Origin of the sequence: Mangrovihabitans endophyticus (assembly GCF_014646155.1) — a bacterium.
GTDB lineage: Bacteria > Actinomycetota > Actinomycetes > Mycobacteriales > Micromonosporaceae > Actinoplanes > Actinoplanes endophyticus.
In genome coordinates this window covers 1-22,540 of sequence record NZ_BMMX01000016.1, presented here as the reverse complement: position 1 = coordinate 22,540, position 22,540 = coordinate 1, and the positions used below count along the sequence as shown (strand labels likewise).

Below are 22,540 nucleotides of genomic sequence, written 5' to 3'. Positions count from 1 at the left end.
GCTGCTTGTCAGTTCGCGGGCTTATGCCGATTTGATAACGGCCAGTTCGTTTAGAACCTTTTGCCCGATGCAGATTTATCGTGATGGGTGCCGCGGAACAAGGTCATCGCATGACGGTCCATGGCGTTCCGCGATGTTCGGTCGGTCGACGGCAGCTTGGAGGTCGCATGGACGGCGTACAGTCACGGCCCTCCGTGCCCGCCGTCGCTCCGGCCGTCATCCCCGCCGCCGGCGCGATCGCGCTGGACCTTCTGCTCTGGCTGAGTGCGCCGGGCTCCTTCACCGGCCTGCCCGCCTCGTTCTGGGTGATGGCGCTGCTGGCCGTCGCGGTGGACGCCCGGCCCTACGTCGTGCCCAACCGTCGTGCCAGCTCGGTCATCCTTCCGTCGCTCTGCTTCACCTTCGCCATCGTGCTGGCCTGGGGTCTGTTGCCGGCCATCGCCGTGCAGGTGCTGTCGGTCGCGGTGGCCGGTCTGCGGATGCGCCGGCCGGCCCGCACCGTGGTGCACCTGGGCGTGCAACTGGTCGCCGGGCTGGCCGCGGCCGCCACGGTCACCGCCCTCGCCGGCATGCACGCCGGATCCGCGCTCGGCTGGGGCGACGCGGCCGTCACCGTTGTCGCGGCGGCCGCGTGGACGGCAGCCCGGCACGCCGTCGCGGCGGCCACCGGCCGGTGGCATGCGGCACCCTCCCTCGGGCACCGGCCCGCGCCGCGCGGTGCGGAACTGCTGGCCACCGCGGCGCTGTTGTTGCTCGGCCCGGTGGTGCTCGCCGCGGCGTCGGCCGACCTCACGTTGGTGCCGCTGGTGCTGCTCGCCCTGCACGCCGTGCACCGGATGGTGCGCACCGCCGGTGAGCAGGAACGGGCGGTGCGGGTCGACGCGCTGACCGGGCTGCCGAACCGGCGGGCGCTGCACGCCACGGTCGCCGACTGCGCCTCCCGCTCCGGCGCGCGGTCCGCTCCCCGGCAGGTGGCGCTGCTGGTGCTCGACCTCGACCGCTTCCGCAATGTCAACGACGCGCTCGGGCACGGTGTCGGCGACCGCCTGCTGACTGCGGTGGCGCGCCGGCTGACCGCGGTGGTCCCGCCGCACGACCTCGTGGTCCGTCTCGGCGGTGACGAGTTCGCCGTGCTGGCCACCCGGGTGGACGGCCCGGCGGCGGCCCGGCGCATCGCCGCGCACCTGGTCGAGACGCTGAGCCGGCCGTTCGCGCTGGACGGCGTGCCGGTGGGGCTGAGCGCCTCGGTCGGCATCGCGCTGCGGTCCGCCCGCGGCGTTGACGGGGCCGCCCTGCTGCGCCAGGCCGAGGCGGCGATGTACGACGCCAAACAGCGCGGCGACCAGATCGCGGTCTACCGGCCGGAGGCCGCGCATCACCCTCCGGCACGGCTGACGCTGCTCGCGGACCTGCTCACCGCGCTGCGCGACGCCGGCCCGGACGACGGCATCGTGCTCTTCTACCAGCCGCAGGTGGAGGTGGCGACCGGCGATGTGGTCGGGGTGGAGGCGTTGTTGCGCTGGCATCACCCGTCCCGGGGCATGATCCGCCCGGAGGAGCTGATCAAGGCGGCCGAGGCCACCCCGGCGATGCACATGCTGACCGACCGGGTGCTGCACAAGGTGGTCGCGCAGGTGGCGGCCTGGCGGGAGGCCGGGCTGCCGATGCGCGCCGCGGTCAACGTCAGCGTCCGCGACCTGCACGACGACGACATCGCGGAGCGGATCGGGGGTCTGCTGTCCCGGTACGCCGTGCCGAGCGACCTGCTGCAACTGGAGATCACCGAGAGCGCGCTCATGGTGGATCCGCACCGGGTGGTCACCACCATCAACCGGCTGGACCGGATGGGCGTCGCGATCTCGCTCGACGACTTCGGCACCGGGTACTCGTCCCTGCAACATCTGCGTCGCCTGCCGCTGTCCGAAGTGAAGATCGACCGGTCGTTCGTGCTCGGCATGACCGCCGACTCCGGCGACGCGGCGATCGTACGGTCGGTGATCGAACTGGCGGAGGCGTTGCACCTGCGGGTGGTCGCCGAGGGGGTGGAGGACGAGCGGACGTGGCGTGCGCTGGCGGCGGTGGGTTGCCACGCGGCGCAGGGCTGGTTCCACGGCCGGCCGATGCCCGCCGCCGACCTGGCGACCTGGCTGTCGCGCTACCGCCCGGTGAGCCCCGGCGCCCTGCCCGCCTCGACCCGCTAGCGCCTCCGGCCCGGCCGGCAGATGGGCCCGGCCGGCAGACAGGTCCGGCCGGCAGACAGGTCTGGCCGGCAGATGGGCCCGGCCCGCAGGTCGGCGCGAAACCCGGCGGACGGCCCGCCAGCCGCGCGAATAGACTCGTCGGCGTCGCACGAACAGACAATCCATCGAGACACAGGGGGCAGCATGTCCGCCATCTCCCGCGAGGAGGTCGCGCATCTGGCGCGCCTGTCGCGGCTCGCCGTGACCGAGGAGGAGCTCGACCGGTTCGCGGGCCAGCTCGACGTCATCCTGCAGTCGGTCGCCCGGGTCGGTGAGGTGACGGCCGAGGACATCCCGCCCACCTCACATTCGGTGCCGTTGACGAACGTCTACCGCGACGACGTCGTGCAGCCCTGTCTGACCCCCGACGAGGTGCTCGCCGGCGCGCCCGACCAAGCCGAGGGCCGGTTCCGCGTGCCCCGCATCCTGGACGAGGAGGAGTGAGGTCGTGAGCGACGTCACCAGGATGACCGCATCCGAGATCGCGGGCCTGATCAAGAACGGCGAAGTCTCGGCGGTGGAGGTCACCACCGCGCACCTGGACCGCATCGCGACGGTCGACGAGCGGGTGCACGCCTTCCTGCACGTGGACCGCGAGGGCGCGTTGCGCGCCGCGGAGGCCGTCGACCGGGGCGAGAAGTCGGGTCCGCTGGCCGGTGTGCCGATCGCCGTCAAGGACGTGATGGCCACCAAGGGCGTGCCCACCACCGCAGCCTCCAAGATCCTGGAGGGCTGGCGCCCGCCCTACGACGCCACCATCGTCGAGCGGCTGCGCGACGCCGGCACGGTCATGCTCGGCAAGACCAACATGGACGAGTTCGCGATGGGCTCGTCCACCGAATACTCCGCGTACGGTCCGACAAGCAACCCGTGGGACCTGGGCCGCATCCCGGGCGGATCCGGCGGGGGCAGCGCCGCGGCGCTTGCCGCGTACGAAGCGCCGCTGGCCATCGGCACGGACACCGGCGGCTCGATCCGGCAGCCGGGCGCGGTCACCGGCACCGTGGGCGCCAAGCCCACCTACGGCGGCACGTCCCGGTACGGGCTGATCGCCTTCTCGTCCTCCCTGGACACGCCCGGACCGTGCGCCCGTACGGTGGCCGACGCCGCGCTGCTGCACGCCGCGATCGGCGGTCACGACGTGCGTGACTCCACCTCCATCCCGCAGCCGGTCCCGGATGTGGTGGCCGCCGCCCGGCTCGGCGCGGACGGCGACCTGAGCGGCGTCAAGCTCGGCCTGGTCAAGGAGTTCGCCGGGGACGGGACCGAGCCGGGTGTGCGCGCCGCGTTCCAGGAGTCCGTGGAGGCCCTGGTCAAGCTCGGTGCCGAGGTGGTCGAGGTGTCGTGCCCCCACTTCACCTACGCGCTGCCGGCGTACTACCTGATCGCGCCCAGCGAGTGCTCGTCCAACCTGGCCCGGTTCGACGGCGTGCGATACGGCCTGCGTGCCGGCGACGACGGCGCGCGTTCGCTGGAAGAGGTCATGTCGCTGACCCGCGAGGCCGGCTTCGGCCCGGAGGTCAAGCGGCGCATCATCATCGGGGCGTACGCGTTGTCCAGCGGCTACTACGACGCCTACTACGGACAGGCGCAGAAGGTCCGCACCCTGATCACCCGCGACTTCCAGGCGGCCTTCGAGCGGGTCGACGCGCTGATCTCGCCGACCACGCCGTTCGTGGCGTTCCCGTTCGGGTCGCGCACCGCCGACCCGTACCAGATGTATCTCGCGGACCTGTTCACCATCCCGACCAACCTGTACGGCGGGCCGGCCATCTCGGTGCCCTGCGGCACCAGCGAGGGTCTGCCGGTGGGCTTCCAGGTGATGGCCCCGACCATGGGCGACGACCGGATGTACCGCGTGGCCGCCGCGCTGGAGTCCGCCGTCGGCACGCTGACGCCGCCGGAACTGTAAGAGGAGCCGCACGCCAATGACCACCATCGCGCTGCCGTCCTACGACGACGCCATCGGCCGCTACGAGCCGGTGATCGGGCTTGAGACGCATGTCGAGCTGGGCACGAACACCAAGATGTTCTGCGGCTGCCCGACCGGTTTCGGGGCCGAGCCCAACACCCAGGTGTGCCCGGTCTGCCTCGGCCTGCCCGGCTCGCTGCCGGTGGCCAACCGGGCCGGCATCGAAGCGACCATCCGCATCGGACTGGCGCTGAACTGCGACATCGCCTCCTGGTGCCGGATGGCCCGGAAGAACTACTTCTATCCGGACATGCCGAAGAACTTCCAGACCTCGCAGTACGACGAACCGCTGTGCACCGACGGCTATGTCGACGTCGACGTGGACGGCGAGACGGTACGGGTCGGCATCGAACGGGTGCACCTGGAGGAGGACACCGGCAAGACGCTGCACGTGGGCGGCGCCACCGGGCGCATCCACGGGGCGACCGAGTCGCTGGTGGACTACAACCGGGCCGGCATCCCGCTGGTGGAGATCGTCACCAAGCCGGTCACCGGCACCGGCGCGCGGGCACCCGAGGTGGCCCGCGCGTACGTCACCGAGCTGCGGGACATCATCCGCTCGCTGGGCGTCTCCGACGTGCGCATGGAACAGGGTTCGCTGCGCTGCGACGTGAACACCTCCCTCAACCTGCCGGGCGCCGAATGGGGCACGCGCACCGAGACCAAGAACGTCAACTCGCTGCGGTCGGTCGAGCGGGCCGTACGGTCGGAGATCATCCGCCAGGCCGCGCTGCTCGACGGTGGCGGCTCGATCCTTCAGGAGACGCGGCACTTCCAGGAGGACACCGGCGACACCCGGTCCGGCCGGTCGAAGGAGACCGCGACCGACTACCGCTACTTCCCCGAGCCCGACCTGGTGCCGATCGCGCCGGACCCGGAATGGGTCGCGCGGCTGCGCGCGGAGCTCCCGGAAAAGCCCAGCGTCCGGTACGCGCGTCTGCGCGAGGCATGGGGGATCGGTGAACTGGACATGCAGTCGGTGGTGAACGCCGGCGCGGTGGAGCTGATCGAGCGAACCATCGCGGCGGGTGCGTCACCGGCCGGCGCGCGCAAGTGGTGGATGGGTGAACTGGCCCGCCGGGCCAACGAGACCGGCACCGACCTCGCCGACGTGGGCGCGACCCCGGCACAGGTGGCGGAGCTGCAGCACCTGGTGGACACCGGCAAGCTGAACGACAAGCTGGCGCGCGCCGTCCTGGAGGGCGTGGTGGCCGGCGAGGGCGACCCGACGGCCGTGATGGACGCCCGCGGGCTGGGCGTGGTCTCGGACTCCGGCGCGCTCACCGCCGCGGTGGACGAGGCCATCGCGGCGAACCCGGACATCGCGGCCAAGATCCGGGACGGCAAGGTGGCCGCGGCCGGGGCACTGGTGGGCTCGGTGATGAAGGCGACCCGCGGACAGGCGGACGCCAAGGCCGTCCGGGAACTGATCCTGGAGCGCCTCAGCGGCTGATCAGCTCCGCGCCGGGCCGGTCAGCCGGGCGCCGGGCCGGTCAGCTACCGCTCGGCGTCCCGCTGGCCGGCACGGAAACCGTGGTGTCCGGCTCGTCGTCCTCGTCGTGTCCGACGACCTTGCGTTCCAGCGTCACCTGCGACTGGCCGGTGCCGCCGAGGTGGATGTCGTCGTACGCCTTCAGCACGTGCTGTTCGTCGAAGTAGAGCACGGACAGCGCCAGCGGGGTCGGCTCCTCGTGTTCCAGCCCGCGCAGGCCCGCGCCGCCGGTGGAGCCCTCCACCATGAGCCGGGTCTGCACCGGCGGATTCGGCGTCTGCGCCGAGGGCGCCGGTTCCGGGTTCGGCACCCCGGCCGGCTCCGGCGAGGCGTCGGCGGACGGTACGGGCTCGGCCGGTTGCGGGCTCAGCACGCTCACCACACGGTGGTGCAGGTGCCCGGCGAGCACCAGCGGCACCACCCCAGCCAGCGGCGGCGCCATCGCCGGGTCGTGCACCAGGGCCACATCCACCGGCTTGGACGAGTTGCGGATGGTGTTCGCCAGCTCCATGCCGCTGCGCAGCAACGGCGACGAGCTGGGATCGGCCGGGTCGGCATCGGGTAGCGAGCTTTTGTCCGGCGTGAACTGCGGATCGGCGATGCCGGCGATGGTCAGGCCGTTGATCTGAGTGATCGTGTCGTTCAGCACCCGGGCGTTGCTCTGCTGGGCCACCGCGGCCTCGGTCGCCACCGAGTCGTGGTTGCCGCGCACATAGATGTACGGCACCCCGACGCTGCTGATCTCCGACACGTACGACTTCTCCGGGCCGCTGCCCCAGTCCACGATGTCGCCGGTGTCGATGACCGCGTCGACGTCGAACTGCTGCACCACGGTCCGGATCAGACCCCAGGACGACGGGTTCAGGTGCAGGTCGGAGACGTGCAGGATGCGAGTGGTGTCGCCGGCCGGTTCGTAGACCGGGAGCGTGGACACGGCGGAGTACACCCGGCTCACGTTGGTGAGGATCTGTTGCAACTGCGCGGCGTACTTGCCGTAGTTGTCCGCGATCCGCTGCGCGTCACCCACCACCGCGGGCGCGTTCACCAACAGACCCTCGTACCGCGGCTCGCTGATCGAGTCCGGCCGGATGGTCGCGGCGGCCAGACCCAGACTGCCCGCGGTCACCGTCAGGGCGACGCCCCCGGCCCATGCCATCCGTCGCACGCTGCGGAAGACCAGGCCGGCCAGCACCAGCGCACACGCCACCGAAGCGCCCAGCGCGCGGATGCCCAGGCGGAGCACGCCGCTGCGGACCTCCTCCAGCGCGGTCTGGCCGGCCGAGGTGAGCGACCTCGGGTCGCCGATCAGCGCCTCGGTCCGCTTCTGGTCCAGCGATCCGAGGTCCACGCTGAGATGCGTGGGGCCGTCATGGCTGTTGAGGTGCAACGATCCGAGCGGCGGGATGTCGATCTCGGTGCTGCCGCTCCACGACGGGGTGACCGACATCTCGGCCCGGAACGGGCCGACGTTGATCTCCGTGTGGGCGAAGAGCAGGGTGCCCACCACGACGCCGGTCAGGCTGACGGCCAGCACCGCCGCCACGATCCGCACCCGCCGAAACCACCGGTTGCGCAGCCCGCGCCGGGTCACCGCGACCGCTCGCTTCCACTGTCGCCTCATCGTCGGCTCACCTCCCCCCGGGTGATCGTGTCGAAACCCGCATGGTCAACTTCGGCCCGCGCCGCCGCCGGCGAAGACCAGGCGCAGAATGCGGTCGTCGTCCGGGCCGGGCTCGCCGCCGTCCTCCTGGTTCGAGGTGGTCACCCACAGGGAGCCGTCCGGCGCCTGTGCCAACGCGCGCAGACGTCCGTACTCGCCGATGAGCACCGCCTGAGGGCTACCCAGCACCGTGCCGTTACGGGTAGTTGACACCAGCCAGACGCGTTGCCCGAGAAGGCACGCCGTGGCGACGAGCCGTTCCAGCACCGCCACGCCGGAACAGGACGAGTCCGCGATCGGCCAGGTGACCAGTGGATTGGTGAAATCGCCGTCGGCGCTGTCGCCCTCGACCGAGGGCCAGCCGTAGTTCTTGCCCTTGGCGATCACGTTGAGCTCGCCGAGCCGCTTCTGCCCGGACTCGGTGGCGTACATCGTGTCGTCGTCGTTCCAGGCGATGCCCTGCACGTTGCGGTGCCCGGACGACCAGACCGGCGAGTCCTTGACGGGGTTGCCGGGTGCCGGCTTGCCGTCCGTGGTGATGCGTAGGATCTTGCCGCCGAGGCTCTTCGGGTCCTGCGCCTGAGTGCCCTTCTCGGTGCCGTCGCCCGTGGTCACGTACAGGTAATGGTCGGGGCCGAAGGCCAACTGTCCGCCGTCGGCGTCGCGCGACTTCGGAATGCCGGTCAGGATCGGCTCCGGATCGCCGCCGTCGAGGGTGAGCTTGGCCACGCGATTGTCCTCGGCCGTCGTGTAAAACACGAATACCGTCTGATCGGTCTCGTAGTCGGGGGAGACCGCGATGCCGAGCAGTCCGCCGTCGCCGCCCGGCTCCGGCTCGCTGAGCCGTCGCTCCTGCGTCACCTTCAGGCTGTCGTTCTCTATCTCCGGACCGACCCGCAGTATCCGCCCGGTGTCGCGCTCGGTGACCAGGGCTGAGCCGTCCGGCAGGAAGGCCATGCCCCACGGCACGTCCAGACCCTTGGCCAGCACCGTCACCACGACCTCCTGGCCGCTCTGGTCCTGGCCACCGGGCGCCGCGCCGCCCTCCTCAGCCGCCGACGGCGTAGGCAGGTTCGGTGGTTTGCCGGCCACGTCCGGATCCGGCGGGCCGAAGGTGCAGGCCGACCCGGCAGCCAGTACGGCGCTCAGCACCACCGCTGCCGCCCCGGTCCGCCGGCTGCGCTCGATCACACGACCTCCTCGGGCCCGCGCTGTTCGGTGGTCCTGCTGTCCTGGGCCCAGCGTAGCCGTGTCGGCTGAGGTTCCCGGCGCTCCGGTGACGGCCCGGGTGCACAAAGATCGGCACAGGTGGGATCCGCAAGGATCGGCAAAGGTGGGATCCGCAAGGATCGGCACAGGTGGGATCCGCAAGGATCGGCATAGGTTGGGTGGGTGAAGGTTTGGATCGCTCATGAGGAAGGCCGGAACCTGCTCGGCGGGCTGCCGGACGATGTTCAGCTCGAGGTCTGCACCGACGCGATCTCGTTGCCGTCCGACCCCGCGGACGTCGGTTTCTGGGTGCCACCCTTCGTCTCCCGGGTCAGCGGGACGGATCTGCTGCCCAAGATGACGGCTCTGCGAGCGATTCAGTTGCTGACCGCGGGGGCGGACGCGTGGACCGGGCACGTCCCGGCGGACGTGACGCTCTGCGACGCCCGCGGCGTCCACGACGCCTCCACCTCCGAGTGGGTGATGACGGCCGTGCTGGCCGCGCTGCGTCGCTTCGCCTTCTTCGTGCGCGCCCAGGACCGGGAACAATGGTCGCCGAGAGCGGTCACGCCGACACCGGAACTGACCGGCGGGCGCGTGCTGCTGATCGGCGCCGGATCGATCGGGCGAGCCATCGAGGACCGGATGGCGCCGTTCGAGGTCACCATGACCCGGGTAGCTCGCACGGCGCGCCCGGACGAGGGCGTGCACGGCGTCGACGATCTGCCGTCGCTGCTGCCGGACGCCGACGTGGTAGTTCTGGTGGTGCCGCTGACCGAGCAGACGCGGGGCATGGTGGACGGCGGGTTCCTGGCGGCGCTCCCGGACGGCGCGCTGCTGGTGAACGCCTCGCGCGGACCGGTGGTGGACACCGCGGCGCTGCTGACCGAGCTGGCGTCGGGCCGGATCTCGGCGGCCCTGGACGTCACCGACCCGGAGCCGTTGCCGCCCGGTCACCCGTTGTGGCACCTGCCGAATGTGCTGATCACTCCGCACGTCGGCGGCAACGTGCAGGGCCTGCTGCGGCGCGGGTACGCGTTGGTGGGTGACCAGCTACGCCGCTTCACGGCGGGCGACCCCTTGATCAACAAAGTCGCGAACGGATACTGACTCGTCGCCCGCGTCGCCCGCGTCGCCCGCGTCGCCCGCGTCGCCCGCGTCGCCCGCGTCGCCCGCGTCGCCCGCGTCGCCCGCTCGCGTCGCCCCCTGCGACCGCGTCGATCTTGAACTTTACGGTCGGGCTTATCGCCTCTTATCAACCCGAAGCGGGCACACAATCCTCAAGATCGGCAACCGGCCGGCGCCGCTCCCCGGCGATCTTGAAGTTGGTGGGGGGAATAAGCGGCGGTTATCACCACTTTTCGGGCCACAATATCCAAGATCGTCGAGCGGCTGCGGGGTCGGCCGTGGCGGCTGCGGGATCGTCGAGCGGTTGCGGGGGTCGGCCGTGGCGGCTGCGGGGTCCGCTGGGGCGGCTGCGGGGGTCGGTCGGGGCGGCGGGGTCGCCGGGCGATGGCAGGGTCACCTGGGTGGGCGTTGTCAGGTGGGCGACCGGCCGGGGAGGGCCGTCGCCGAACTTGTGAACCGGGGTTGTGGACGTGCCTAGGGGCTGGGGCTGGTCGTCTCGTCGTCCTGCGACACCTGTTGACCGCCGGCCGCCAGGACCGCCGGCAGGTTCTGTCGAGTGACACCCGTGAGGTGGATCATATGACCGTTGTCGAGTAGTGCCGAGACCCGGCCGCGTTCGTCCGGCGCCAAGGCGCGCACCCGGGACCAGGGCACCTCGGTGGTGCCGAACAACGCCCGCACTCGCAGCGACGTCGCGTCCACGTCGGTGCCCGAGCGCAGCACCCAGAAGCCGAAGAGCAGCGGAATCAGCAACAGCGGGGTCAGTTGCCAGCGCGCTCCGGCAAGGGGCACCGTCCCGACGACGGCGATCAGCGCGACGACCAGTAACGCCCCGGTCTTCCGCAGGCGCAGCACGGGCTTGTTGCTCACCCGCCCATCCTCGCATTCGGCGGGGAGCACCCCGGACGGGGTAATGCCCGTTTTCGTGTTTGCGTGTCGACGGTCCATACCCGACGATCCGAGTATGCGGAGGATTTGCGACCACACGTAACCTGATCGAGGGAAGTTCGTTGCCCGGTGTGGGTCTCACTCCCTTCCCCTCGCACGTGCAGGAGATCTCGCTGACGTGGCACCGCCGTTTCACGAGCACATCCGCACCCGGACCGCCGTCCGGGCGGCGCATTTCGTCGTGCCCGCCGCCGCCGTTCTGGTCCTGCTGGCCGGCCTGGGCGGCCTGATCGCGCCGCGGGTCGCGGTTGCCGTGGGCGTCGGAATGTCTGCTCTGTGGGCGGCCGCGATGCTGGGGCTGCCCGCCGTGACGCACCACGACGGACGTGGTCCTGTCCCTGCCGGCGTGCATGATCGCCGCGCCGTCGGACTGCTGACGGCAGCCGCCTTGTCCGCCGGGGTGTGGGCCGTGCTGCCCCTGGTCGCACCGTCGACATCGCTGCCCGTCACGGCCGTCCTGGCCCTCGCGGGAGTGCTCGGCGTCGCCGGGGCGATGGTGCTGCCCGGCGGGGCCGCCACCTGGCCGGTCCGGTTTCGCCGCGTGTTCGACGGGGTCGGCCTCGGCATCAGCCTGGGGTTCGCGGCGTGGCTGGTCCGGCCGGTGAGCGCCGCCGAGATGGTCGCGCTGCCGCCGACGCTCGTCGGCGCCACGGCCGTGTCGATCATGATCGTCGTGCTGCTCGGCGTGCGGCCGCACGACGGCCCGGCAGCGCGATGCGGGTGGGGTGTCGTGGTGACGCTTGCCGCGCTCACCGTCGCGACCAACCTGGTCGTCCTGGGGCATGCGGGCGCGGCGCTGGTGACGCTGGGGGTGCCGGCGGTCGTCGGGTTGGCGGTGACGGCGGCCGGGGGCGCGCATCGCACCGTCGGCCAGGCCCGGCCGAGTGCCGAGCCGCCGGGGGAGACGCCGGGCGCGATCCCGTCGGCGCCGTGGCGCGACGTGCGCGCGACCGAGCCGAATCCGGCCGGCTATCCGCTGCTCACCATTCCGGCCGGGCTCGGATTGCTGGCCGCGGTCTACCACTGGATCGTGGTCGGCAGTTTCGACACCACCGCCGTCGCCCTGGGCTTCGCCATGGTCGGCACGCTGGTGATGCGGGAGCTGCTCGCGGTCAGCGACATCCGCCGGTACGCCGGTCGGCTGCGCACCAACGAGGCGCATTTCCGGTCGCTGGTGGCCGGCGCCACCGATCTCACGCTGGTGCTCGACGAGCGTCTCACCATCGACTGGCAGTCGCCCGCGTCGGCGCGGCTGTTCGGGCTCGCCGACGCGCAGGTGCTGGGCCGCAACTTTCGGGACCTGCTGCACCCCGACGACGCGGCCAACGCGCAGGCGGTGATCGAGGCGGTGCTCTCCGGCGACCACGCCGACGGCCCGCCCGCGCTGATCAACGCCCGCATCCGGGACGGTAACGGGGTGTGGCGGGACACCGAGTCCACGGTTTCCGATCAGCGCGGCGTGCCCGAAGTCGCCGCCCTGGTGGTGCACGTCCGGGATGTGGGGGAACGCCGCCAGCTTGAACGTGCGCTGCACATGCTCCACTGCACCGATCAGCTGACCGGCTTGGCGAACCACCGCGCGCTGATGCGTGACCTGCTCGCGTACCGGCGGCGCGCCGGTCAGCAGGGCTCGCTGCTGGTGATCGGGCTGCACGGCCTCGCGGACATCAACAAGGCGCACGGCCGGGACGTCGGCGACACGGTGCTGATCGAGGTGGGCAGCCGGATCCGCAGCCTGCTGGGCGCCGAGGACGTCCCGGCGCGGCTGGGCGGTGACGAGTTCGCGGTGCTCACCGCCGACGGCGCGGTGCTGGCGTACGCGCTGGCCACCCGGCTGGTGACGCTGCTGATGGAGCCGTACCACCTGCCCGGCGTGATCGTCGAGCTGCACACCAGCGTCGGGCTCGCGGAGCTCAGCGGGGGCTCCGACTCGGACGAGGTGATGCGGCATGCCGACCTGGCGCGCAGCCGTGCGCGCCAGTTGGGCCGGGACCGGGTCGAGTGGTACGACACGGACGTCGAGATCAAGCTGCATCGCCGCATGGATCTGGAACACCAGTTGCTGAACGCCGCCGACAACCGTGAGCTGGATCTGGTGTTCCAGCCGGTGGTCAACCTGCGCGACAAGACGCCGGTGGGCATCGAGGCGCTGGTGCGCTGGCGGCATCCGACGCTCGGCACCATCCTGCCCGGCGAGATGCTGCCCATCGCCCGCGCCGTCGGGATCGCCGGCGAGCTGGACGAGTGGGTTCTGGACGCGGCCTGCCGGCGCCTAGCCGACTGGTCCACCGGGGACGACGGTTTCTGGTTGTCGGTCAACGTGGCGCCGCGCGAGCTGCTCGCCACGGGCTTCCCGGACCGGGTCGCCGCCGTCCTGGCGCGGCACGGCCTCGCCCCGGAGCGGCTGGTCGTCGAGGTGGCCGAGCCGTGGGTGGCCGAGGACGTGCCGGCCGTGGTCGCCGCCCTCGCCGCGCTGCGCAAGCTGGGCATCCGCGCCGCGCTCGACGACTTCGGCGCCGGGCAGGCATCGCTGTCCCATCTGCGCCGGCTGCCGGTCGACATGTTGAAGCTGGACCGGACACTGATGAACGCCCCGACCGAGCCCATCGTCGGCCCGGCGGTGGTCGAGGTGGTGGTCAGCCTCGGCCGCCGGCTGGGCCTGGAGATCGTCGCCAAGGGTCTGGAGACCGAGGAGGAGATCGATCGGGCCCGCGCGGCCGGTTGCCTGTACGGGCAGGGCTTCGCGCTGGCCCGTCCCGCCCCGGCCGAGCGCATCGAGGCCTATCTGGACACGCACCGGTCCGAGCGCTCGCACTGACGCCAGGGCGCGGCGGAGCGGCGGTGCCGGCTCACCGGGTACGCGGCGGTGCGGTGCTGCCGCGTGGTGTCAGATGGGCGGTGCCCGCTTCGACGCTTGTCACCTGTTCGCCGTCCACGGCCGCCAGGAGTTGCCGGGCGGCTTGCGCGCCGTACTCGGAGATGTCCCGGCTGAGCGCCGTCAGCGACGGGTGCACCAGGGAGCAGAGCGGGGAGTCGTCCCAGGCCACGATGGACAGATCGGCCGGCACCCGGATGCCCATCTCCTGGGCCACGGCCAGCCCGGCGACTGCCATCACGTCGTTGTCGTAGATGATCGCGGTGGGCCGCTCCGCGCCGATGAGCAGCCGCCGGGTCGCCCGTCCGCCTTCCTCGCCGGTGTAGTCGGACGGCACCGTGACCGCGGTCTCCAGGCCCAGCGCCATGCACACGTCGGTGAAGGCGCGGGTGCGGCTCTGCGTGTGCAACAGGTCGGGCAGCCCGCCGACGCGGGCGATGCGCCGGTGGCCCAGCGCCACCAGATAGCGCACGGCCTCCGCGACGGCGCCGGCGTCGTCGGACCAGACCTGGGTGATCGATCCGGTGTCGCCGGGACCGCCGATCACCACCGCCGGCAGTCGCAGCGTCTGCAGCACCGGGATGCGTACGTCGTCGTCGCGCAGGTCGGACACGAAGACACCGTCCACCCGGCGCTCGCCCCACCACCGCCGGTAGACCTCGACCTCGTTCTCCGGGGTGGCCACCACCTGCAGCGTGAGGGCGTACGACCGGGCCGCGAGTTCGGCCTCGAAGCCGCTGATGAGTCCCATGAAGAACGGTTCGATGGACAGGATCCGGGCGGGTCGGCACAGGGTGAGCCCGACGGCCTTGGCGGTGGCGCCGGAGAGCGCACGGGCGGCGCTGTTGGGGTTGAACCCGATCTCCTGGGCGATGGCGACGATGCGCTTGCGCGTCGCCTCGGAGACGCCGGGCTGACCGTTCAGCGCATAGGACACCGCGCCCTTGGACACTCCTGCCCGCTGCGCGATGTCGGCGATCGTGGGCCGCTTCACTCGGACTCCCTCTTTACTGCCGAACGATACCGGCGTGCCCCCGCGCACATGACCGGTTCGGCGACATGGTGAACCCGGTAAGTGCGCCCGTAGAGCGCTCTCACGCTACCGCGCGCCTGGTAAGGCCGTACGAGCGCCATGACTTGATCGGTTAAGTGTTACAGCACACAGGGCTATTAGTCACTATCTCTCCGCACGATGTCGCAAATTTCCGTATTGCCAGCGGACAGACACAAAATCGAAACATGGTATTGACACCGATGAGAGGGCGTCATACGGTCACGGCACTTATCCGGTTCAGTAAATTCACTACCCCTCGGGTGGAGGAACACATGGAACGGTTCGGCAGGCGGGGCATGGCGGTCGTGGCCGTCGGCGTCGCGGCGACCATGGTCGCCGCCGGATGCAGCGGCGAAAGTCTCCAGGGCGGCAACAACGACGCGTCGGGTGACCAGGTCACGCTCAAGGTGAACTTCTGGGGCGACATGGGGCTCGACAAGCTCAAGGCCGACTACGAGGCGGCCCACCCCAACGTCAAGATCATCCTCAACTCGGGTGAATACAACGCCCAGCACGAGGATCTGCAGAAGAAGCTGGTGGCCGGCAACGGCGCGCCGGACATCTCGGCCATCGACGAGGGCTTCATCGTTCAGTTCCGCAGCCAGGCGGACAAGTTCGTGAACCTGCTGGACAAGGGCGCCGGCAGCTACGAGTCGAAGTATCTGCCGTGGAAGTGGCAGCAGTCCATGTCGACCGACGGCCAGCAGATCGGCCTCGGCACCGACGTCGGCGGCCTGGCCATGTGCTACCGCACCGACCTGTTCGAAAAGGCCGGCCTGCCCACCGACCGGGACGCGGTGTCCAAGCTCTGGCCCACCTGGGACGACTTCATCAACGTCGGCAAGCAGTACGTCTCCAAGACCGGCAAGAAGTTCGTCGACTCCGGCACCAACATGTTCAACCCGGTGCTCGCCCAGCAGCCCGTCGGCTTCTACAACGAGCAGGAGCAACTGCAGATGGACGGCGGCCCCAAGGTGGCCTTCGACGTCAGCATGAAGGCGATCGAGGCCGGGCTCTCCGCCGACCTGGCGAGCTTCCAGCCCAACTGGGACCAGGGCTTCAAGAAGGACCAGTTCGCCGTGCTGGCCTGCCCGGCGTGGATGCTCGGGCACATCCAGGACACCGCGCCCGACCAGAAGGGCAAGTGGGACATCGCCGCCATCCCCGGTGGCGGCGGCAACTGGGGCGGCTCCTGGTGGACCATCCCCAAGCAGGGCAAGAACACCGATGAGGCGTACAAGTTCGTCGAGTGGATGATCCAGCCGGAACAGCAGATCGAGGTCTTCAAGACCGTCGGCAACCTGCCTTCGCAGCCCGCGCTGTACAAGGACCCTGCGGTGCTGAACTACAAGAAGGAATTCATGAACAACGCGCCCACCGGCCAGATCTTCGCGGCCACCGCGGAGAACCTGAAGCCGCAATATCTGGGCAAGAAGAACGGCCCCACCCGGGTCGAGGTGGAGAACGTCATCACCCAGGTGCAGGAGGGCAAGCTCAAGCCCGAAACGGCCTGGCCCGCAGCGGTGAAGGCAGCCGAGAAGGCCGCCAACTCCTGACCCACCGCATCCCACACGGCGGGGTGGCCACGGGGCTGCCCCGCCGCGTGGGGCGAGCCGCACGAGCAAAGGAGTGGCCTTGTCCCTCACCGCGCCGCCGCGCCCGCCGGCGGTCCGCCGGCGCCCGCCGGACAAACCGCAACGGCACTGGCTCTACCGCTTCGACGTCAAGGGCACGCCGTACCTTCTGATCGCCCCGTTCTTTCTGCTGTTCGCGGTGTTCGGGGTTTTTCCGCTGGTCTTCAACGCGATCGTGGCGCTGCGCAACTGGCGGCTGGACGACCCGGATGCGAACGGCTGGTCCGGGTTCGACAACTTCTCCCGGCTGTTCACCGACGAGGACTTCTGGAACGCGCTGTTCAACACGTTCGGCATCTTCCTGCTCTCCACCGTGCCGCAGTTGCTGCTGGCACTGATGATCGCCAATCTGCTCAACCGCAGACTGCGCGCGACCACCTGGTGGCGGGTCGGCGTGCTGCTGCCGTACGTCACGCCGGTGGCCGCCTCCACGCTGGTCTTCGCGGTGTTCTTCACCCGCGACGGCGGCATGGCCAACTGGGTGCTGTCGCTGTTCGGGATCGGCACCGACAACCCGATCAACTGGCGTGCCGACAAGTGGAGCTCGTGGATCGCCATCGCGATGATGGTCAACTGGAAGTGGATCGGTTACAACGCCCTGCTCTACCTGTCCGCGATGCAATCCATTCCCAAGGACGTCTATGAGGCCGCGGCCGTGGACGGCGCCGGACCGTGGCGGCAACTGTGGCGGATCACCGTGCCGATGATCCAGCCCGTCGTGGTGTTCACCGTGGTGCTGTCCACCATCGGCGGCCTGCAACTGTTCAACGAGCCGATGCTGTTCGACGAGAACCCGGCGGCGGCCAGCGGCGGATCCGCGCATCAATACCAAACCATCGCGCAGTTGATCTACAAGGTCGGCTGGAAGGACCTCAACCTCGGGTACGCGGCGGCGATGTCCTGGGCGCTGTTCCTGATCATCCTCGTCGTCGCCGGTCTGAACGCGCTGGCCACGAACCGGCTCAGCGGAGGAGGCCGCAAATGAGGACCCCGATCGCGCGGGCGCCCCAGGACACCCGCGGCACCTGGAAGACCTACCTCGCCCTGGTCGCCGTGCTGGCCGTGTCGGCGTTCCCGCTCTACTGGATGTTCGTGGTGGCCACCAGCACGGACGCGGCGGTCAACTCGATCCCGCCCACCGTCACGCCCGGCGACCAGCTCTTCGTCAACCTGCATGAAGTCTTCTCCATGCAGAACGTCTATTTCACCGCTTCGCTGATCAACAGCGTCATCGTGGCCGGCGTGGTCACCGCCACCACGCTGTTCTTCTGCTCGCTGGCCGGATTCGCCTTCGCCAAGCTGCGGTTCCCGGCCCGCAACGCGCTGATGTTCGTGGTGATCCTGACCCTGACCGTGCCCACCCAGCTCGGCGTCGTCGCGCTGTACATCCTGATGGGCAAGCTCGGCTGGAACGGCACCCTGCTGGCGGTGATCGCGCCGTTCATGGTGAGCGCCTTCGGCGTCTTCTACATGCGGCAGTTCGTCGCGCACGCGGTGCCCGACGAGCTCATCGAGTCGGCCCGGCTGGACGGCGCGCTGACCCTGCGGGTCTATTGGAGCGTGGTGGTGCCGGCCATCCGTCCGGCCCTGGCGGTCCTCGGACTGCTCACGTTCGTGGCCACCTGGAACGAGTTCCAGTGGCCGCTGATCACGCTGAACGGCACCGAATACCCGACCTCCATGGTCGCCCTGTCCGACCTGGCGAGCGGCAACTACGTCATCTACCGGCGGGTGCTCGCGGGCGCGCTGGCGGCGACCGTGCCGCTGATCGTGCTCCTGCTCATCGGCGGACGCCAGATCGTTCGGGGAATCATGGAAGGCGCCGTCAAATCCTGATGAGGAGTTCCGTGACCGCGTACCGACCCCTGCACGAAGGCTGGACGCTCGCCGGAGCGGACCTGTCCGACATCCCGGCGACGGTGCCCGGTTGCGTGCACACCGACCTGCTCGCGGCCGGCGCGATCGCCGATCCGTACCTCGACGAGAACGAGCTCGAAACGGCCTGGATCGGACGTACGACGTGGGTCTACACCACCTCGTTCGACTTCGCCGCCGAGACGTCCCGGACGGACCTGGTCTGCGCCGGCCTGGACACCGTGGCCACCGTGACGCTGAACGGCGTCGAGCTGGGCCGCACCGCGAACATGCACCGCGGTTACCGGTTCGACGCCCGGGACGCCCTGGTCGACGGCCGCAACACCCTGCAGGTCACCTTCGACTCCGCGTACGGGTACGCGCAAGGGTGGCGTGACCGGCTCGGTGACCGGCCGAACGCGTACCCGGAACCGTTCAACTTCATCCGCAAGACCGCCTGCAACTTCGGCTGGGACTGGGGTCCGACGCTTGTCACCGCCGGCATCTGGCAGCCGATCGGGCTGCACGGCTGGACCGGCGGCCGGCTCGCCGAGGTGCGCCCGCAGGTCACCGTGCACGACGGGACGGGCCGGGTGGAGGTGCGTGTGCGGCTGGAACGGGAGACCGCCGAGCCGCTCACCGTGTCCGCGTCGGTCGGCGGCCGGCGCAGCCGGGCGACCCTGGCCGACGGTGAGGCGCTGCTCATCCTCACCGTCGACGAGCCGCAACTGTGGTGGCCCCGCGGATACGGCGAGCAGCATCTGCACGACCTGGACGTGCGGTTGCACGCCGCGGACGGCACCCTGCTGGACGAATGGTCCCGGCGGATCGGGTTCCGCTCGGTGCGGTTGGACACCACCCCGGACGCGGACGGCACGCCGTTCACGGTGATCGTCAACGAGACGCCGATCTTCGTCCGGGGCGTCAACTGGATCCCCGACGATGTGTTCGCCGACCGGGTCACCCGCGACCGGCTGGCGGAACGGTTCCAGCAGGCCGCCGACGCCAACGTCAACTATCTGCGGGTGTGGGGCGGCGGCCGGTACGAGTCGGAGGACTTCTACGACCTGGCCGACGAACTTGGTTTCCTGGTCGGTCAGGACTTCCTGTTCGCCTGCGCGGCGTACCCGGAGGAGGAGCCGTTCGCGAGCGAGGTGGCGGCCGAGGCGCACGAGAACGTGGTGCGGCTCAGCTCACATCCCAGCCTGGTGATGTGGACCGGGAACAACGAGAACATCTGGGGTCACGAGGACTGGGACTGGAAGCCCGCGTTGGGTGACCGCACCTGGGGCGCGGGCTACTACTTCGACATGCTGCCGGCGATCGTCGCGTCGCTGGATCCGACCCGTCCGTACTGGCCGGGAAGTCCGTGGAGCGGCGACGCCGGGCGGCACCCCAACGACCCGGCGCACGGCACCATGCACATCTGGGACGTGTGGAACACCGACGACTACACGAAATACCGGAGCTACCGGCCGCGTTTCGTCGCCGAGTTCGGGTTCCAGGCGCCACCGGCGTACGCGACGCTGCGCCGGGCGCTGTCCGACGATCCGCTCGCCCCCGACTCGCCCGGCATGGCGCACCACCAGAAGGCCATCGGCGGCGACGCCAAACTGACCCGCGGACTGGACAACCACCTTCCCGCGCCGCGCGACTTCGACGACTGGCACTACCTCACGCAGCTCAATCAGGCGCGGGCGGTGGCGTACGGGATCGAGCATTTCCGGTCGCTGCGCCCGCTGTGCATGGGCACCATCATGTGGCAGCTCAACGACTGCTGGCCGGTCACCTCGTGGGCGGCCGTGGACGGCGACGGGCGGCGCAAGCCGTTGTGGTACGCCCTGCGCCGCGCGTACGCGGACCGCCTGCTCACCCTGCAACCGCGGGACGGCGTCCCGGCGGCGGTGCTGGTGAACGACTCCGGCACGCCGTGGTCCGCGACGGTGACGGTGACCCGCCGGACGCTGCTCGGCAACATCCTGGCCGCGGTGACCGTGGGCGCCACCGTGCCGCCCGGCGACGCCGTGACTCTGGCCTTGCCGACCGACGTGACGCAGCCCGGCGACCCGGCGGCGGAACTGGTCCTGGCGGAGGCCGGCGACACGCGTTCCTGGTGGTTCTTCGCCGCGGACAAGGACGTGTCGTGGCCGTCGGCGAAGTTCGACGCGTCGGCCGCGGAACGCGGAGACGTCACGCGGGTGACGGTGACCGCACACAGCATCCTGCGCGACCTGACGCTGTATCCGGACCGCGTGCACCCGGACGCGACCGCGTCGGAGGTGTCGGTGACCCTGTTGCCGGGGGAGTCGTTCACCTTCGACGTCACCGGCGCGACGGGCCTGGACCCCGTGGCGTTGACGGCCCGGCCGGTGCTGCGATGCGTGAACGACGTGGGCTAGCAGCGCGACGTGGGCCGGCAGCGACGTGGGCCGGCGGCGACGTGGGCCGGCAGGCGCTTCACGCCTCCGGCACGCGGCGGTAGGCGCCGTCGCTCGCGCTTGTCGCCATCGACGCGTACGCGCGCAGCGCCGCCGACACCGGTCGCTCCCGCTCCGCCGGGGAGTACGGCTTGGCCCGCTCGTCCTGCTCGGCGCGCCGACGGGCGAGTTCCTCGTCGCTCAGGTTCAGCGTGATGCTGCGGCCGGGGATGTCGATCACGATCTCGTCACCGGTACGGACCAGCGCGATCAGCCCGCCGGCGGCGGCCTCCGGAGAGACGTGGCCGATGGACAGCCCGCTGGTGCCGCCGGAGAAGCGGCCGTCGGTGATCAGGGCGCACGCCTTGCCCAGCCCGCGTCCCTTGAGGAACGAGGTGGGGTACAGCATCTCCTGCATGCCCGGCCCGCCGCGCGGGCCCTCGTAGCGGATCACCACCACGTCGCCCTCGACCACCTGCTTGCCGAGGATGCCGTCGACGGCCTGATCCTGGGATTCGAAGACGCGCGCCGGACCGGTGAACTTCCACAGATCTTCCGAGACACCGGCGGTCTTCACCACGCAGCCGTCCGGGGCGAGGTTGCCGAACAGGATCGCCAGCCCGCCGTCCGTGGTGTAGGCGTGCTCGACCGACCGGATGCAGCCCTCCACCGCGTCGGTGTCCAGCGTGGACCACCGGTTGGTGGTGGAGAACGGCTCGGTGGTGCGCACGCCGCCGGGCGCCGCGTGGAACAACTCCAGCGCCTCCGGCGTGGCCTTGCCGCCACGGATGTCCCAGGCGTCCAGCCACGTGGCCAGGTCCGGCGAGTGCACCGCGCGCACGCCGGTCCGCAGCGCGCCGCCGCGGTTCAGCTCGCCCAGCAGCGCCGGGATGCCGCCGGCCCGATGCACGTCCTCCATGTGGTACTTGGTGCTGTTCGGCGCCACCTTCGACAGGCACGGCACCCGGCGCGAGACCGCGTCGATGTCGGCCACGTGGAAGTCCAGCTCCGCCTCCCGGGCCGCGGCCAGCAGGTGCAGCACCGTGTTGGTCGAGCCGCCCATCGCCACGTCCAGGGCAACCGCGTTCTCGAACGCGTCGCGCGAGGCGATGGCGCGGGGCAGCACCGAGGCGTCATCGCCCTCGTAGTACTGCCGGGCCAGATCCACGATCAACGCGCCGGCCCGCTCGAACAGTGCCTTGCGGGCCGCGTGCGTGGCCAGCGTCGACCCGTTGCCGGGCAGCGCCAAGCCGATCGCCTCGGTGAGACAGTTCATCGAGTTGGCCGTGAACATGCCCGAGCACGAACCGCAGGTCGGGCAGGCGGACCGCTCGATGGTGCCGAGCTGTTCCTCGGTCACGTTCTCGTTGGCACTGGCCGACATGGCGTCGATAAGGTCGAGCTTCTCGTGCACCACGCCCTCGATGGCGACCGTCTTGCCGGCCTCCATCGGTCCGCCGCTGACGAACACCGTCGGGATGTTCAGCCGCAACGCGGCGAGCAGCATGCCGGGGGTAATCTTGTCGCAGTTGGAGATGCACACCAGGGCGTCCGCGCAGTGCGCGTTCACCATGTATTCCACCGCGTCGGCGATCAGCTCCCGGCTCGGCAGCGAGTAGAGCATCCCGCCGTGTCCCATGGCGATGCCGTCGTCCACCGCGATCGTGTTGAACTCGCGCCCCACCCCGCCGGCCTCGGCGACCGCGCCGGCAACCAGACCACCGAGATCCTTCAGGTGCACATGTCCCGGCACGAACTGGGTGTAGCTGTTGGCGATGGCCACGATGGGCTTGCCGAAGTCGTCATCGGTCATGCCGGTGGCGCGCCACAGGGCACGCGCGCCGGCCATCGTCCTGCCATGGGTCGAGGTCCGGGAGCGCAGTTCAGGCATCCCATCATTTTGCCACGCGCACCGCAGATGTTCCGCCCGCACCAGCCCTTCCCCACTCGCGTCCTCGCCCGCCCCGCCCCGACTCCCGCCCGCCCCGCCCCGACTCCCGCCCGCGCCGCCCCCGCGCCGGCCGGGCGCCCCGCCCCGTCCGTGCCCGCCCGTGCCC

15 protein-coding genes are annotated in these 22,540 nt (G+C 70.6%); 10 read left to right on the top strand and 5 right to left on the bottom strand.

The window, feature by feature from the left end:
• The first annotated feature begins 194 nt into the window (after positions 1-194).
• The 4 genes from IEY73_RS18165 to gatB all read left to right on the top strand — a co-directional run bounded on the left by IEY73_RS18165 (position 195) and on the right by gatB (position 5,665).
• Positions 195-2,201, top strand: a complete 2,007-nt coding sequence (locus tag IEY73_RS18165; RefSeq protein WP_229715933.1) for a putative bifunctional diguanylate cyclase/phosphodiesterase — start codon at positions 195-197, stop codon at positions 2,199-2,201.
• Positions 2,202-2,384: 183 nt separating this feature from the next.
• Complete coding sequence (gene gatC / locus IEY73_RS18160; protein ID WP_189080429.1) at positions 2,385-2,684, top strand: Asp-tRNA(Asn)/Glu-tRNA(Gln) amidotransferase subunit GatC; 300 nt, start codon at positions 2,385-2,387, stop codon at positions 2,682-2,684.
• Between the two features lie 22 nt (positions 2,685-2,706).
• Complete coding sequence (gene gatA, locus IEY73_RS18155; protein ID WP_373292819.1) at positions 2,707-4,152, top strand: Asp-tRNA(Asn)/Glu-tRNA(Gln) amidotransferase subunit GatA; 1,446 nt, start codon at positions 2,707-2,709, stop codon at positions 4,150-4,152.
• Positions 4,153-4,168: 16 nt separating this feature from the next.
• On the top strand, positions 4,169-5,665 hold the full coding sequence (gene gatB / locus IEY73_RS18150; protein WP_189080427.1) for an Asp-tRNA(Asn)/Glu-tRNA(Gln) amidotransferase subunit GatB: 1,497 nt from the start codon (positions 4,169-4,171) through the stop codon (positions 5,663-5,665).
• A gap of 40 nt (positions 5,666-5,705) precedes the next feature.
• On the opposite strand, the gene IEY73_RS18145 is transcribed toward gatB, so the two are convergent.
• Entirely contained in the window at positions 5,706-7,325 is a 1,620-nt protein-coding gene (locus IEY73_RS18145; protein WP_189080426.1) for a metallophosphoesterase family protein, read from the bottom strand.
• A 45-nt stretch (positions 7,326-7,370) separates the two neighbouring features.
• Positions 7,371-8,555, bottom strand: coding sequence for a PQQ-dependent sugar dehydrogenase (locus IEY73_RS18140; RefSeq protein WP_373292815.1), 1,185 nt, complete (start codon positions 8,553-8,555; stop codon positions 7,371-7,373).
• A gap of 201 nt (positions 8,556-8,756) precedes the next feature.
• Between IEY73_RS18140 and IEY73_RS18135 the strand changes: the two genes are divergently transcribed.
• Positions 8,757-9,683, top strand: coding sequence for a 2-hydroxyacid dehydrogenase (locus IEY73_RS18135; protein WP_189080424.1), 927 nt, complete (start codon positions 8,757-8,759; stop codon positions 9,681-9,683).
• Between the two features lie 492 nt (positions 9,684-10,175).
• Here the strand turns inward: IEY73_RS18135 and IEY73_RS18130 are convergent, their stop codons facing one another.
• Positions 10,176-10,571, bottom strand: coding sequence for a PH domain-containing protein (locus tag IEY73_RS18130; protein WP_229715932.1), 396 nt, complete (start codon positions 10,569-10,571; stop codon positions 10,176-10,178).
• A gap of 196 nt (positions 10,572-10,767) precedes the next feature.
• Between IEY73_RS18130 and IEY73_RS18125 the strand changes: the two genes are divergently transcribed.
• Positions 10,768-13,467: a putative bifunctional diguanylate cyclase/phosphodiesterase gene (locus tag IEY73_RS18125; protein ID WP_229715931.1), complete on the top strand. Its 2,700-nt coding sequence runs from the start codon at positions 10,768-10,770 to the stop codon at positions 13,465-13,467.
• Positions 13,468-13,498: 31 nt separating this feature from the next.
• Here the strand turns inward: IEY73_RS18125 and IEY73_RS18120 are convergent, their stop codons facing one another.
• The gene (locus IEY73_RS18120) at positions 13,499-14,518 is read right to left on the bottom strand and encodes a LacI family DNA-binding transcriptional regulator (protein ID WP_189080422.1); all 1,020 of its coding nucleotides are present in this window, start codon (positions 14,516-14,518) and stop codon (positions 13,499-13,501) included.
• A 332-nt stretch (positions 14,519-14,850) separates the two neighbouring features.
• Here IEY73_RS18120 and IEY73_RS18115 point away from each other — a divergent pair, with 332 nt between their 5' ends.
• From IEY73_RS18115 to IEY73_RS18100, 4 genes are all read left to right on the top strand, one after another.
• Positions 14,851-16,134, top strand: coding sequence for an ABC transporter substrate-binding protein (locus IEY73_RS18115; RefSeq protein WP_189080421.1), 1,284 nt, complete (start codon positions 14,851-14,853; stop codon positions 16,132-16,134).
• A gap of 79 nt (positions 16,135-16,213) precedes the next feature.
• Positions 16,214-17,197, top strand: a complete 984-nt coding sequence (locus tag IEY73_RS18110) for a carbohydrate ABC transporter permease (RefSeq protein WP_189080420.1) — start codon at positions 16,214-16,216, stop codon at positions 17,195-17,197.
• Positions 17,194-18,048 carry a carbohydrate ABC transporter permease gene (locus IEY73_RS18105; protein ID WP_189080419.1) on the top strand — a complete coding sequence of 285 codons (855 nt, stop codon included), beginning with the start codon at positions 17,194-17,196 and terminating at the stop codon, positions 18,046-18,048. The genes IEY73_RS18110 and IEY73_RS18105 overlap by 4 nt, the downstream gene beginning before the upstream one ends.
• Positions 18,048-20,465: a glycosyl hydrolase 2 galactose-binding domain-containing protein gene (locus tag IEY73_RS18100; protein ID WP_189080418.1), complete on the top strand. Its 2,418-nt coding sequence runs from the start codon at positions 18,048-18,050 to the stop codon at positions 20,463-20,465. The genes IEY73_RS18105 and IEY73_RS18100 overlap by 1 nt, the downstream gene beginning before the upstream one ends.
• A gap of 58 nt (positions 20,466-20,523) precedes the next feature.
• Here the strand turns inward: IEY73_RS18100 and ilvD are convergent, their stop codons facing one another.
• Positions 20,524-22,374 carry a dihydroxy-acid dehydratase gene (gene ilvD, locus IEY73_RS18095; RefSeq protein WP_189080417.1) on the bottom strand — a complete coding sequence of 617 codons (1,851 nt, stop codon included), beginning with the start codon at positions 22,372-22,374 and terminating at the stop codon, positions 20,524-20,526.
• Positions 22,375-22,540: the final 166 nt, after the last annotated feature.